Source organism: Paenibacillus albicereus, assembly GCF_012676905.1.
GTDB lineage: Bacteria > Bacillota > Bacilli > Paenibacillales > Paenibacillaceae > Paenibacillus_O > Paenibacillus_O albicereus.
Map to the genome: position 1 here is coordinate 311,388 of NZ_CP051428.1, position 13,952 is coordinate 325,339.

Below are 13,952 nucleotides of genomic sequence, written 5' to 3' on the forward strand. Positions count from 1 at the left end.
CCGCAGGAAGGGGAATCCCGATGGAAACCAACTCGCCTCAGCTCGTCATCATCACCGGCATGTCCGGAGCAGGAAAAACGATCGCGGTGCAAAGCCTCGAGGATCTCGGCTTCTTCTGCGTCGACAATCTGCCCCCCGTCCTCATTCCGAAATTCGCGGAGCTGATCGACGGCTCGAGCGGCAAGATCGCCAAGGTCGCGCTCGTCATCGACCTCCGCGGACGGGAGTTCTTCACGGCGCTGGCGGACTCGCTGGAGCATATCCGCACTCATTTCACGATTCCGTACGAAATCCTGTTCCTCGACGCGACCGACAACGTGCTGGTGCGCCGCTACAAGGAAAGCCGCCGCCGCCATCCGCTCGCCCCCGAGGGCCTGCCGCTGGACGGCATCGCGATGGAGCGCCGGCTGCTGGAGGAGCTCAAGGACTCGGCGACCCAGATCATCGATACAAGCAACCTCAAGCCTGCCCAGCTCAAGGAAGCGATCATCTCGCGCTTCACGACCCTCAAGCAGGCCGGGTTCTCCATCAATGTCACCTCGTTCGGCTTCAAGTACGGCATTCCGATCGATGCCGACCTGATCTATGACGTGCGCTTCCTGCCGAACCCGCATTACGTGGACCACCTTCGTCCACGCACCGGACGGGAGCCCGATGTATATGAATATGTTATGAAATGGCCTGACACCCAGATGTTCTTGACGAAGCTGCTGGATATGCTCCAGTTCCTCATTCCTTTATACCGCAAGGAAGGCAAGAGCCAGGTCGTCATCGGCATCGGCTGCACGGGAGGCAAGCACCGCTCCGTGGCCATAGCGGAATATCTCGGGCGGATGCTCGGCAGCAGCGAGACGGAGACGGTCCGGGTCAGCCATCGCGATGCTGACCGCGATCGCCCCTAAGGCGGGATGGCAATGGCAAGAAAAAGGTCCGCGGACCCGAAAAACCCCAAGATCGTCGTCATCGGAGGCGGCACGGGCCTGTCGGTCATGCTCCGGGGATTGAAGGAAAAGCCTCTCGACATCACGGCAATCGTCACCGTCGCCGACGACGGCGGCAGCTCCGGCGTGCTGCGAAGCGAGCTGCAGATGCCGCCTCCGGGCGACATCAGGAACGTGCTGATCGCGCTCGCGGACGTAGAGCCGCTGCTCTCCGAAATGCTTCAATACCGTTTCTCCAATGGAACCGGCTTGGCGGGGCACAGTCTGGGCAACCTGATGCTGGCGGCGATGACGGATATCTCCGGCGACTTCGTCACCGGCATCCGCGAGCTCAGCCGGGTGCTTGCCGTGCGCGGCACGGTGCTGCCGGCGTCCGACCAGTCGATCGTGCTCAAGGCGGAGCTCGAGGACGGATCGATCGTCGAAGGCGAGTCGAGCATCCCGCTGGCCGGCCAGCCGATCAAGCGGGTGTTCATCGAACCGCCGGACGTGGAGCCGCTCGAGGAGGCATGCCAGGCGATCCAGGAGGCGGATGCCATCCTGATCGGGCCGGGCAGCCTGTACACGAGCATCATCCCGAACCTGCTCGTGCCCAAGCTCGCCGAGTGCATCGTGCAGTCGAGCGCGATCAAGATTTTCATCTGCAACGTCATGACCCAGCCGGGAGAGACGGACGGCTACGCCGTGAGCGACCATCTGGAGGCGATCGAGCGCCATGTCGGCCACCAGCTGTTCGACTACATCATCGTCAACGACGGCGAGATTCCGCCGCAGGTGCAGGACCGCTATGCCGAGATGGGCGCCCAGGCGGTCCAGCTCGATCTCGACGAGGTGACGCGCCAAGGCTACAAGGTCATCGCCGATCGGCTCGTGCTGTTCCGCACCTATCTGCGTCATGACGCCGTGCGGCTGAGCCATCATATTTACCAGCTCGTCGACAGCTGGATGGACCGAAAGGGGTGAGAGAGAAGGATGTCCTTCGCCGCTCAAACGAAAAAAGAGCTGACGCTCGTCGAGAACCAGGACGCCTGCTGCGAGCAGGCGGAGCTTTCCGCGCTCATCCGCATGAACGGCTCGGTGCATCTGTCCAGCCGCAAGGTCATCCTTGACATCTCCACCGAGAACGCGGCCATCGCCCGGAGAATCTACAGCCTCATCAAGAAGCTGTTCGACGTGCATACGGAGCTGCTCGTGCGCAAGAAGATGCGGCTCAAGAAGAACAACGTCTACATCGTGCGGATTCCGGCGCGGGTGCAGGAGATCCTCAAGGAGCTGAACATCGTCTCCGAGGGCTTCATGTTCAACCAGGGCATCGACAAGGACATGATCCGAAAGCCATGCTGCAAGCGGGCCTACATGCGCGGCGCGTTCCTCGCCGGCGGCTCGGTCAACAACCCGGAGGGCTCGTCCTATCATCTGGAGATCGCCTGCATGTACGAGGAGCACTGCTCCGCGCTCGTCTCGCTGGCCAACAAGTTCGGACTCAACGCCCGGTGCATCGAGCGCAAGAAGGGCTTCGTCTTCTACATCAAGGAAGGCGAGAAGATCATCGAGCTGCTCAACATCATCGGCGCGCACCAAGCGCTGTTCAAGTTCGAGGATGTCCGGATCATGCGCGACATGCGCAACTCGGTCAACCGGATCGTCAACTGCGAGACGGCCAATCTCAACAAGACGATCGGCGCCGCGGTGCGGCAGATCGACAACATCCGGCTGTTGCAAAAGGAGATCGGACTCGAAAACCTGCCGGAGAAGCTGCGGGAGGTGGCGGAGATCCGGCTGCAGCATCCCGACATGAACCTCAAGGAAGTCGGTGAGATGCTCAAGGGCTCCGTCAGCAAGTCCGGGGTCAACCACCGCCTCCGCAAGATCGACGAGCTGGCCGAAAAAATCCGGGGAACCTGAACTTTCATGTTGCGCCGGCCGATGGTATAATGAAAGCAATTGTCACGCAAGGTAAGGTCCGTTCCACCCGGCGGCCCTTTGCACGAGCATGCCTCACGTTCGCCTTCCGGCGGCCATGCAGCAATGAATTAGGATTAGGGGGTACAGAGTTCATGACAAGACAACCCGTAGTCGTGAGACTGAAGACGGGTCTTCACGCAAGACCGGCCGCGCTCTTCGTCCAGGAAGCGAATAAATTCTCCTCCGAGATTTTTGTCGAGAAGGACGAGAAAAAAGTAAACGCCAAGTCCATCATGGGCATCATGAGCCTGGCCATCAGTTCCGGCACTGAAGTTCACATCAGTGCAGAAGGTTCGGACGCCGAGCAGGCTGTAAACGCTTTAGTATCGCTCGTCAGCAAGGAAGAGCTGGAGAACCAGTAGGCCTCGGCCTGCCGTTCCCCGAGCTATTTTCGCTGCGGCTCCCGAGGCTCCCATTCCGGGGGCTTTTTTTGCGTCGCGATCGACCTTGGGAGTGGCTCCGGTTTGCTTGCGGCTTGCATTGGGAATCCTAACCGGAACGTGCAACATTTTCTCTGGAGCAAGCGTTTCAAAGGACAAACCGAAACGGGAGGCGAAAGGATATGGGGAACAAACAAAGCATCGGCAAGCTGGCGGGCCAAGGCAAGGTGCTGCTGCTGGCGGTTGGCCTGACGGCAGGCTCGCTGCTGGCGCTGAACGGAGCCGGCGTGCTGAACTCGGGATCGAAGCCCGTCTATGCGGCGGAGCAAGGAGCGGCAATGGAGAATACGATCGCAGTGCAGGGCATAGGCAAGCTGTCGGTGGCGCCGGACATCGCGTATGTGACGGCAGGCGTGAACGTGACGGCGAAGACGGCGAAGGAAGCGCAGGCCGGAGCGGCCAAGCGGTATGACGCCGTCATCAAGATGCTCAAAGGGACTTACGGCCTGGCCGACAAGGATTTGAAGACGACGTCCTACTACGTGCAGCCGCAGTACAAGTATACGGAGAAGGAAGGCCAGGTGCTGACCGGCTACACGGCTACGCATGAGCTGAGCGTCTCCTGGCGCAGCATCGCCAAGACCGGGGAGCTGCTGGACAGCCTCGGCAACGCCGGGGCGAACCAGATCAGCGGTGTTTCCTTCGGCACGGAAAAGACCGACGCGTATACGAACGACGCGCTCAAGAAGGCGCTGGACAACGCGCGCGCGAAGGCGGAGTCGCTTGCCGCCGCGGCCGGCCGCTCGCTCGGTCCGGTCGTGAACATCACGGAGAACGGCGCGCAGGCGGTGCCGGTATTCCGCGAAATGGTGCAAATGAAAGCGACGGCGGACTCCGCCGCCTCGACCTCCGTCGAGCCGGGCCAGGTGGACGTGCAGGGCCAGCTGACGGTCGTGTACCAGCTGAAGTAAAGCTTCTCGGCGCTGCCGAGCGGCCTGGCGCCGCGCATGTCCGTGCGCGCGTCCGGGCCGCCGGGAAAGCGCCGAACGGCAATGCAAAGAGCCGCCTCTTCCCATGGGAAGAGGCGGCTCTTTTTGCCGATCGCGGCCTGGCTTACAGCTTCTCGATGACCTTGTCGACGAGACCGTACTCGCGTGCGGCTTCCGCGCTCATGAAGTAGTCGCGGTCGGTGTCCTTCTCGATGCGCTCCAGCGGCTGGCCGGAACGCTCGGCGAGGATATGGTTGAGCTTGTCGCGCATCTGGAGGATGCGGCGCGCGCGGATCTCGATGTCGCTGGCCTGGCCTTCGGCGCCGCCGAGCGGCTGATGGATCATGACCTCGCTGTTCGGCAGCGCGTAGCGCTTGCCCTTGGCGCCGGCCGTCAGCAGGAAGGCGCCCATCGAGGCGGCCATGCCGACGCAGATCGTCGAGACGTCAGGCTTGATGAACTGCATCGTGTCGTAAATCGCCATGCCGGAGGTGATGGAGCCGCCGGGGCTGTTGATGTAGATGGAAATGTCCTTCTCCGGGTCGTCGGCCGCGAGGAACAGCAGCTGGGCGATGACGGAGTTGGCGACCATGTCGTTGATGCCGGTACCGAGGAAGATGATGCGGTCCTTGAGCAGCCTCGAGTAGATGTCATAGGCGCGTTCGCCGCGATTGCTCTGCTCGATGACCATTGGCACGTAATTCATGTTCATGTGCAAGTCCCTCCTTATATCCTCATTAAGTAAGTTCGATGCAGATGCTGCTTTTTCATTCTACGATGATCGGTTTCTAAAGTCAAATTTGGTCAAAGAGGCCGGAGGCGAGTGCGGAGAGCCGGTTCAGTAGCCCATTTTAACCGGCTTGGCCGCCTCTTAAACGAGAATTGAAAACAAAAAAAGATCGCATCCTGGAAGGACGCGATCCCTTGTATCGGCAAAACAGCAGTTGAATGATTGGCGCGCCCGCTAGGAATCGAACCTAGATCTCAGGCTCCGGAGGCCTACGTCATATCCATTGGACCACGGGCGCATGTATGGCTGAAAAGCGTAACGTCTAAGATTGTATAACAGGCTGCCAGAAAAAGCAACACTATCCTGTCCAAGTCTCAAATGATTCGCTCTTCACGCCTGTACAGGAAAACATTTGGTCCGAAAGACCGTGTCGGCAACCGTTTTCAACGGGTAAAGGTCCCTTGCGGGGCTTTGGAAGAAGGAGTACAATGAGTATGTGGGACGTTTATTGAATAGCTGGGACGTTAATTGTCCCGGACGGATAGCTAACGAGTGGAGTTGGAGCGCTCATGCGCAGCCTTATTGATTTGCAGCGCCAGCTGGTGCCCGATCTGCTGGAGACGGTCCGGCTCCGCTATGCGATTCTCCATCAGGTGCTGGTGGCCGACATGATCGGCCGCCGCTCGCTCGCTTCGGCGCTCGGCATGACGGAGCGGGTGCTTCGGGCGGAGACTGACTTCCTCAAGGAGCAGGGCTTCCTGGAGATCAACGCCGCCGGGATGCGCGTCAGCCAGAGCGGCCGGCGGCTGCTGGAGGAGATGGAGCCGGTGCTGAGCGGGCTGCTCGGCCTGTCCAACCTGGAGGAGCAGCTGCGGGCGCGCTTCGGCCTGAGCAAGGTCGTCATCGTGCCGGGCGACTCCGACCTCTCCGCCAGCACCAAGCGGGAGCTCGGCCGCGCCGGCGCCTCGGCCTTGCTGGGGCAGCTGCGGGAGGGCGACGTCATCGCCGTCACCGGCGGCTCGACGCTGGCTCAGGTGGCGGGCCATCTGACCTCGCCCGTCCCGCATCCGAGCAATCTGTTCGTGCCGGCCCGGGGCGGACTGGGGGAGAGCCTGGAGTACCAGGCGAGCACGATCGTCTCGGCGATGGCCAAGCGCACCGGCGCGCAGTACCGGATGCTGCACGTGCCGGACCATCTGAGCGAGGAGGCCTACACGAGCCTCATGCACGAGCCCGGCGTCAAGGAGATCGTCGGCGTCATCCGCAGCGCGCGCATCGTCATCCACGGCATCGGCGACGCGATGACGATGGCGCGGCGCCGGCAGGCCGAGGCGGGCGTCGTCGAGGAGCTCCGCCAGGAGGGCGCGCTCGCCGAGGCCTGGGGCTACTACTTCGACCGGGCCGGCTCCGTCGTGCACAAGATGCCGACGGCCGGCATCCGGCTCGAGGACATCATGACGACCGAGGTCGTCATCGCCGTCGCCGGCGGCAAGTCCAAGGCGGAGGCGATCGCGGCGGTGCTGCGCTTCGGCCACGAGGACGTGCTCGTGACCGACGAGGCGGCCGCGCTCGAGATCGCCGCGATGGCGGATTAGGACCGCGGCCCGCGATCAGGGCCGCCCAGACAAGCGGCATTACGGCGAAGCGGGCTCTGCGCCTGACAGGGGCAGGGCCGAGCGCTTCGCGTTGATAGGATCATGCAGAACCATCACCTAATTTCAGGAGGTTTTCAACCATGGTAAAAGTTGGTATTAACGGATTCGGACGTATCGGACGCAACGTATTCCGCGCAGCTCTGAACAGCAGCGAAGTTCAAATCGTCGCCGTCAACGACCTGACCGACACGAAAACGCTGGCTCACCTGCTTAAATATGACACGACGCACGGCGTTCTGGACGCGACCGTCGAAGCCAAAGAAGGCGCGCTGATCGTCAACGGCCGCGAGATCAAAGTCTTTGCCGAGCGCAACCCGGAAAACCTGCCTTGGTCCTCCGTCGGCGCTGAGATCGTCGTCGAGTCCACGGGCATCTTCACGGCGAAGGAAAAAGCCGAGCTTCACCTCAAAGGCGGAGCGAAGAAAGTCATCATCTCCGCTCCGGCGACGAACGAAGACATCACGATCGTCATGGGCGTCAACGAAGAGAAATACGACGCGGCTTCCCACACGGTCATCTCCAACGCTTCCTGCACGACGAACTGCCTGGCGCCGTTCGCCAAAGTCCTCAACGACAAGTTCGGCATCGTCAAAGGCATGATGACGACGGTCCACTCCTACACGAACGACCAGTCCGTGCTGGACGTGCCGCACAAGGACCTGCGCCGCGCCCGCGCTGCCGCAGAGAACATCATTCCTTCCTCGACGGGCGCTGCCAAAGCCGTCTCCCTCGTTCTGCCTGAGCTGAAAGGCAAGCTGAACGGCATGGCGATGCGCGTGCCGACGAAAAACGTTTCCGTAACGGACCTCGTCGCGGAAGTCAAAGGCAACGTCACGGTCGAAGAAGTCAACGCAGCCCTGAAAGAAGCGGCTGAAGGCCCGCTGAAAGGCATCCTGTACTTCTCCGAAGAGCCGCTCGTATCGAGCGACTACAACGGCAACCCGGCTTCCTCCACGATCGATGGCCTGTCCACGATGGTCGTCGAAGGCAACATGGTCAAAGTCGTCTCCTGGTACGACAACGAGTGGGGCTACTCCAACCGCGTCATCGACCTGGCGGCTTACATCGCCTCCAAAGGCCTGTAAGAAGCGGCGCTTAACTGCATAGACAGCGGTAAGGTTAAAGAGGAGAGGCGAGCGTTTCGTTCTCCTCTTTAACGATGTTTAACCCATAGAAACCATATATCGGGAGGGCGAGCAGCTGTGAGCAAAAAAAGTGTTCGTGATGTGGAAGTAGCAGGAAAGCGCGTCTTCGTGCGCGTCGATTTCAACGTGCCGATGGAAGACGGAGCGATCACCGACGATACGCGGATCCGCGAGACGCTGCCGACGGTCAAGCATCTGATCGAGGGCGGCGCGCGCGTCATCCTGGCGGCCCACTTCGGCCGTCCGGGCGGCGAAGTCAAGGAAGAGCTGCGTCTGACTCCGGTCGCGGCCCGTCTGTCCGAGCTGCTCGGCAAGCCGGTCGCCAAGGCGGACGACACGGCCGGACCGGACGCGCAGGCGAAAGCCGCCGCGCTGCAGGACGGCGACGTGCTGCTCCTGGAGAATACGCGCTTCAACGCCGGCGAGGAAAGCAACGATCCGGAGTTCGCCAAGCAGCTGGCCTCCCTGGCCGACCTGTACGTCAACGACGCGTTCGGCGCCGCTCACCGCGCGCATGCTTCCACGGAAGGCATCGCTCATCTGCTCCCGGCCGTATCCGGCCTGCTGATGGAGAAGGAGCTGGACGTGCTCGGCAAGGCGCTGAACAACCCGGAGCGCCCGTTCACCGCGATCGTCGGCGGCTCCAAGGTGAAGGACAAGATCGACGTCATCAACAAGATGATCGAGATCGCGGACAACATCATCATCGGCGGCGGCCTGAGCTACACGTTCTTCAAGGCTCAAGGCCATGAGATCGGCCAGTCGCTCGTCGACAACTCCAAGCTGGACCTGGCGCTCGAGTTCATCGAGAAGGCCAAGAAGCTCGGCAAGAACTTCCTGCTGCCGGTCGACATCGTCGTCACCGACGAGTTCAGCAAGGATGCCAACACGAACATCGTCGGCGTCGACGGCATCCCGTCCGACTGGGAAGGCATCGATATCGGGCCGAAGACGCGCGAGCTGTACGCGAGCGTCATCCGGGATTCCAAGCTGGTCGTCTGGAACGGACCGATGGGCGTGTTCGAGATCGAGCCGTTCTCCCACGGCACCCGCGCCGTCGCCCAGGCTTGCGCCGATACGGCGGGCTACACGGTCATCGGCGGCGGCGATTCCGCTGCGGCGGCCGAGAAGTTCGGCCTGGCCGACAAGATGGACCACATCTCCACCGGCGGCGGAGCATCCCTCGAATTCATGGAAGGCAAAGCCCTCCCGGGCGTTGTCGCCCTCAACGACAAGTAGAGAGGAGAATGACCTATGGCTAGAACCCCGATCATCGCAGGCAACTGGAAAATGTTCAAGACCGTCTCCGAGGCGGTCTCCTTCTTCAACGAAGCGAAAGGCGGCGCTGAGGTCGAAGGCGTCGAGAGCGTCATCTGCGCTCCGTTCACGACCCTCCCGGCCCTCGTGGAAGCGGCCAAAGGGACCAAGATCGCCATCGGCGCGCAGAACCTGCACTTCGAGGACAACGGCGCGTATACGGGCGAAGTCTCCGGCGTCATGCTGGCCGATCTCGGCGTGAAGTACGTCATCGTCGGCCACTCCGAGCGCCGCGCGTACTTCGGCGAGACGGACGAGATCGTCAACAAGAAGGTCGCGGCGGCGTTCAAGCACGGCCTGACTCCGATCCTGTGCGTCGGCGAGAAGCTGGAAGAGCGCGAAGCCGGCGAGACCAAAAACGTCTGCAAGGTGCAGACGGAGGGCGGCCTGAAAGGCCTGACGGCGGAGCAGGCGGCCGAGACCGTCATCGCTTACGAGCCGATCTGGGCGATCGGCACGGGCAAGTCGTCCACGGCCGAGGATGCCGAGGACGTCATCGCCTACATCCGCGAGGTCGTCGCCGGCCTGTACGATCAGGCGACGGCGGACGCGGTCCGCATCCAGTACGGCGGCAGCGTGAAGCCGGCCAACGTCAAGGAATACCTGGGCCAGGCGAACATCGACGGCGCGCTCGTCGGCGGAGCCAGCCTGGAGCCGGCTTCCTACATTGCCCTCGTCGAGGGGGCGAAGTAAGATGGCTCCAAAACCGGTCGCGCTCATCATCATGGACGGATTCGGCCTTCGCAGCGACATCGTCGGCAATGCCGTCGCGCAGGCGAACAAGCCGAACTATGACCGCTTCCTGGCGGAATATCCGAACACGACGCTGACCGCTTGCGGCGAGGCGGTCGGCCTGCCGGAGGGCCAGATGGGCAACTCCGAGGTCGGCCACTTGAACATCGGCGCCGGCCGCATCGTCTACCAGGATCTGACCCGCATCACCAAGTCGATCCGCGACGGCGAGTTCTACGACAACGACACGCTGATCGGCGCCGTGCGCCATGCCAAGCTGAACAGCAAGAAGCTGCATCTGTACGGCCTCGTCAGCGACGGCGGGGTGCACAGCCACATCGCGCATCTGTTCGCGCTGCTGGAGCTGGCCAAGAAGGAAGGGCTGGAGCAGGTGTACATCCATGCCTTCCTCGACGGCCGCGATGTGGCCCCGGACAGCGCGGTCGGCTATCTGACGCAGCTTCAGGCCAAGATCGAGGAGCTCGGCATCGGCCGCATCGCGACCGTGCAGGGCCGCTACTACGCGATGGACCGCGACAAGCGCTGGGAGCGCGTCGAGAAGTCCTACCGCGCGATGGTGTACGGAGACGGACCTCGCTACGTCGATCCGATCCAGGCCGTGCGCGAGTCGTACGAGAAGTCCGTCTTCGACGAGTTCGTCATGCCGACGGTCATCACCGGCGGAGACGGCCTGCCGGTGGCGCTGGTCGAGTCCGAGGACGCGGTCGTGTTCTTCAACTTCCGTCCGGACCGGGCCATCCAGCTGTCGCAGGTGTTCACCAACGAAGACTTCCGCGGCTTCGACCGCGGGGACAACGCTCCGTCCAACCTGTACTTCGTCTGCCTGACGCTGTTCAGCGAGACGGTCGGCGGCTTCGTCGCCTACAAGCCCAAAAACCTCGACAACACGTTCGGCGAGGTGCTCGTCCAGAACGGCAAGACGCAGCTGCGCATCGCCGAGACGGAAAAGTATCCGCATGTGACGTTCTTCTTCAGCGGCGGCCGCGACCAGGAGCTGCCGGGCGAGACGCGCGTGCTCATCAACTCGCCTAAGGTCGCCACCTACGACCTCAAGCCGGAGATGAGCGCCTACGAGGTGGCCGACGCCGCCGTGCGCGAGATCAACTCGGACAAGCATGACGCGATCATCCTGAACTTCGCCAACCCCGACATGGTCGGCCACTCCGGCATGCTGGAGCCGACGATCAAGGCGGTCGAGGCGACGGACGAATGCATGGGCCGCGTCGTCGACGCGGTGCTCGCCAAGGGCGGCGTCGTGCTCATCACGGCCGACCACGGCAACGCCGACATGGTCATCGGACCGGACGGACGTCCGTTCACCGCGCATACGACCAATCCGGTGCCGCTGATCGTCACCCAGAAGGGCGCGCAGCTGCGCGAGGGCGGCATCCTGGCCGACATCGCGCCGACGCTGCTCGACCTGCTGGAGCTGCCCAAGCCGGCCGAGATGACCGGCCTGAGCCTGATCCGCAAGGGCTGACGGCGGGGCCAGCCGGCATGAGCGGCGGGCAACCCGGACAAGCAGGACATCTTCAACGTGCTGGCTCCCGCAGGTCCACCAGGCCCCTTGCCTTCGAGCTCTGAGGGGCGCCCCGTCTGTGCCGGGCGCTCCGCACTCGTGCGGGACGTTCCAATCGGTTATACTGGTTAAAGCTTGCCACACCCGGGCGGAAGCCCGCTCTACCCCATTTTCTGAAGGAGTGTTCAAACTATGTCTATCATCGTTGACGTATACGCACGCGAAGTGCTCGACTCCCGCGGCAACCCGACGGTCGAAGTCGAAGTATCCCTCGAGTCCGGCGGCAAAGGCCGCGCCATCGTTCCGTCCGGCGCATCCACCGGCGCCTACGAAGCCGTAGAGCTTCGCGACGGCGACAAAGGCCGCTACCTCGGCAAAGGCGTGCTCAAGGCCGTCGAGAACGTGAACACGCTGATCGCTCCGGAAATCATCGGCCTCGACGCGCTGGATCAAGTGCTGATCGACCGCAAGATGATCGAGCTGGACGGCACGCACAACAAAGGCAAGCTGGGCGCGAACGCGATCCTGGCTGTATCCATGGCGGTAGCCCGCGCGGCTGCCGACGCTCTGGACGTGCCTCTGTACACGTACCTGGGCGGATTCAACGCCAAGGTGCTGCCGGTGCCGATGATGAACATCATCAACGGCGGCGAGCATGCCGACAACAACGTCGACGTGCAGGAGTTCATGGTGCTGCCGGTCGGCGCGGAAAGCTTCAAGGAAGCGCTGCGCATCGGCGCGGAAATCTTCCATAACCTCAAGTCCGTCCTCAAGGACAAAGGCCTGAACACGGCGGTCGGCGACGAAGGCGGCTTCGCGCCGAACCTCGGCTCCAACGAAGAGGCGATCACGACGATCATCTCCGCCATCGAGCGCGCGGGCTACAAGCCGGGCGTCGACGTCTTCCTCGGCATGGACGTCGCTTCCACCGAGTTCTACAAGGACGGCAAGTACCACCTCGAGGGCGAAGGCAAGTCCTACACGTCCGCCGAATTCGTCGACCTGCTCGCCGAGTGGGCGGACAAGTACCCGATCATCACGATCGAGGACGGCTGCTCCGAGGACGACTGGGAAGGCTGGAAGCTGCTCACCGACAAGCTGGGCGGCAAAGTGCAGCTCGTCGGCGACGACCTGTTCGTGACGAACACCGAGCGCCTCTCCGACGGCATCGACAAAGGCGTGGGCAACTCCATCCTCGTCAAGGTCAACCAGATCGGCTCCCTGACCGAGACGTTCGACGCGATCGAAATGGCGAAGCGCGCCGGCTACACGGCCGTCATCTCCCACCGCTCCGGCGAGAGCGAGGACAGCACGATCGCCGACATCGCCGTCGCGACCAATGCCGGCCAGATCAAGACGGGCGCTCCGTCCCGTACGGACCGCGTCGCCAAGTACAACCAGCTGCTCCGCATCGAGGACCAGCTCGGCTCTACGGCCCAGTACGCCGGCCGCAGCGCGTTCTACAACCTCAAGAACTTCAAGAAATAGGTTATGCCCGATCCTGCCCGCCATCCTGCGGGCAGGATCTTTTTATTAGGTTGTGTTAGGCCAAAATCACAAACAAACGGCGCAAAAACCGCCCTAGCACCGAAACGGATGAAACCGCTATACTTGACCCAAGCTAGACGAATCTATCGAACAGGCGGTGGGAAGCGATGGCAAAACCTCAAGTCGGACTGCAGCTGTACACGCTGCGCGACCAGACGGAAAAGGACTTTCTCGGCACGATCCGCAAGGTAGCCGACATGGGCTATGAATACGTCGAATTCGCGGGCTACTTCAACACGAGTCCGGAGGATCTGAACCAGGTGCTGAAGGAGACGGGCATTACGGCCGTATCCGCGCATGTCGGCCTGAACTTCAACGATCCGGACAAGATGGTGTCGGACCTGGCGGAGCAGATTGAATACGCAAAGGCGATCGGCCTCAAGTACCTCGTCACGCCGTGGGCTCCGCTGCCGGAAAATCCGCAGATGGAAGACGTGGACAGCCTCGCCTCGACGCTGGAGAAGGCGGGCCGCCAGGTGACGGAGGCCGGGCTGGTCTACGGCTACCACAACCATGACTTCGAGTTCAAGAAAGTAGACGGAACGCCGGTCATCGACCTGCTGCTGGAGCGGATTCCCGCCGATCTGATGATGATGGAATTCGACCTCGGCTGGGTCCATATGGGCGGCCAATCGCCGGTCGAGTATGTGAGGCGCTATGCGGGACGCACGCCGATCGCGCATCTGAAGGACTTTGGAATCGGACGCCGCGACACCGAGGTCGGCAGCGGCTCGGTCGAGTTCGATCCCGTATTCGACATCGCCGAGGAAGCCGGCATCGAGTACTTCATCGTGGAGCAGGAAGAGTTCGCCGGCTCCTCGATCGAGAGCGCCAAGCTGAGCCTGGATTACCTGCGCGGCAAAGGCTACTAGCTCAAAAGCCCCGGCGGGCGGCCGGTTCCGTCGCCTTGGCCCCGAGCCAGGGCCGGAACATAGCCCGTTCGGACCTTGGCGGTCCGGACGGGCTTTTTCGGCGTCAAGGAGGCGCTTGTTTCCTCAGGCCAGGCTATG

General features: G+C 62.3%; 13 protein-coding genes and 1 tRNA gene. 12 read left to right on the forward strand and 2 right to left on the reverse strand.

Translation table 11 applies throughout. The annotated features are described in order from the left end of the window. Nucleotides 1-20 precede the first annotated feature (20 nt). From rapZ to HGI30_RS01450, 5 genes are all read left to right on the forward strand, one after another. Nucleotides 21-902, forward strand: coding sequence for an RNase adapter RapZ (rapZ, locus tag HGI30_RS01430; protein ID WP_168906065.1), 882 nt, complete (start codon nucleotides 21-23; stop codon nucleotides 900-902). 12 nt (nucleotides 903-914) lie between these two features. Further along, complete coding sequence (locus HGI30_RS01435; RefSeq protein WP_168906066.1) at nucleotides 915-1,904, forward strand: gluconeogenesis factor YvcK family protein; 990 nt, start codon at nucleotides 915-917, stop codon at nucleotides 1,902-1,904. Nucleotides 1,905-1,913: 9 nt separating this feature from the next. Then, the gene (gene whiA, locus HGI30_RS01440) at nucleotides 1,914-2,846 is read left to right on the forward strand and encodes a DNA-binding protein WhiA (RefSeq protein ID WP_168906067.1); all 933 of its coding nucleotides are present in this window, start codon (nucleotides 1,914-1,916) and stop codon (nucleotides 2,844-2,846) included. A 152-nt stretch (nucleotides 2,847-2,998) separates the two neighbouring features. Further along, on the forward strand, nucleotides 2,999-3,268 hold the full coding sequence (locus HGI30_RS01445; RefSeq protein ID WP_028599294.1) for an HPr family phosphocarrier protein: 270 nt from the start codon (nucleotides 2,999-3,001) through the stop codon (nucleotides 3,266-3,268). 200 nt (nucleotides 3,269-3,468) lie between these two features. Then, nucleotides 3,469-4,257 carry an SIMPL domain-containing protein gene (locus HGI30_RS01450; RefSeq protein WP_168906068.1) on the forward strand — a complete coding sequence of 263 codons (789 nt, stop codon included), beginning with the start codon at nucleotides 3,469-3,471 and terminating at the stop codon, nucleotides 4,255-4,257. A gap of 142 nt (nucleotides 4,258-4,399) precedes the next feature. On the opposite strand, the gene clpP is transcribed toward HGI30_RS01450, so the two are convergent. Beyond that, entirely contained in the window at nucleotides 4,400-4,981 is a 582-nt protein-coding gene (gene clpP / locus HGI30_RS01455) for an ATP-dependent Clp endopeptidase proteolytic subunit ClpP (RefSeq protein WP_206110072.1), read from the reverse strand. A 247-nt stretch (nucleotides 4,982-5,228) separates the two neighbouring features. Continuing rightward, nucleotides 5,229-5,303: transfer RNA gene (locus tag HGI30_RS01460), tRNA-Arg, on the reverse strand. A gap of 271 nt (nucleotides 5,304-5,574) precedes the next feature. On the opposite strand from HGI30_RS01460, the gene HGI30_RS01465 reads away from it, so the two are divergent. The 7 genes from HGI30_RS01465 to HGI30_RS01495 all read left to right on the forward strand — a co-directional run bounded on the left by HGI30_RS01465 (nucleotide 5,575) and on the right by HGI30_RS01495 (nucleotide 13,814). Further along, complete coding sequence (locus tag HGI30_RS01465; protein ID WP_168906070.1) at nucleotides 5,575-6,600, forward strand: sugar-binding transcriptional regulator; 1,026 nt, start codon at nucleotides 5,575-5,577, stop codon at nucleotides 6,598-6,600. A 140-nt stretch (nucleotides 6,601-6,740) separates the two neighbouring features. Next, entirely contained in the window at nucleotides 6,741-7,745 is a 1,005-nt protein-coding gene (gene gap / locus HGI30_RS01470) for a type I glyceraldehyde-3-phosphate dehydrogenase (protein ID WP_168906071.1), read from the forward strand. A 117-nt stretch (nucleotides 7,746-7,862) separates the two neighbouring features. After that, nucleotides 7,863-9,044 carry a phosphoglycerate kinase gene (locus HGI30_RS01475; protein WP_168906072.1) on the forward strand — a complete coding sequence of 394 codons (1,182 nt, stop codon included), beginning with the start codon at nucleotides 7,863-7,865 and terminating at the stop codon, nucleotides 9,042-9,044. 15 nt (nucleotides 9,045-9,059) lie between these two features. Then, a complete protein-coding gene (tpiA, locus tag HGI30_RS01480; RefSeq protein WP_168906073.1) occupies nucleotides 9,060-9,815 on the forward strand; it encodes a triose-phosphate isomerase in 756 nt (251 codons plus the stop codon). 1 nt (nucleotide 9,816) lies between these two features. Beyond that, nucleotides 9,817-11,355: a 2,3-bisphosphoglycerate-independent phosphoglycerate mutase gene (gene gpmI / locus HGI30_RS01485; protein WP_168906074.1), complete on the forward strand. Its 1,539-nt coding sequence runs from the start codon at nucleotides 9,817-9,819 to the stop codon at nucleotides 11,353-11,355. A gap of 231 nt (nucleotides 11,356-11,586) precedes the next feature. Continuing rightward, nucleotides 11,587-12,882: a phosphopyruvate hydratase gene (eno, locus tag HGI30_RS01490; RefSeq protein ID WP_168906075.1), complete on the forward strand. Its 1,296-nt coding sequence runs from the start codon at nucleotides 11,587-11,589 to the stop codon at nucleotides 12,880-12,882. A 167-nt stretch (nucleotides 12,883-13,049) separates the two neighbouring features. Beyond that, nucleotides 13,050-13,814, forward strand: a complete 765-nt coding sequence (locus HGI30_RS01495) for a sugar phosphate isomerase/epimerase family protein (RefSeq protein WP_168906076.1) — start codon at nucleotides 13,050-13,052, stop codon at nucleotides 13,812-13,814. Nucleotides 13,815-13,952: the final 138 nt, after the last annotated feature.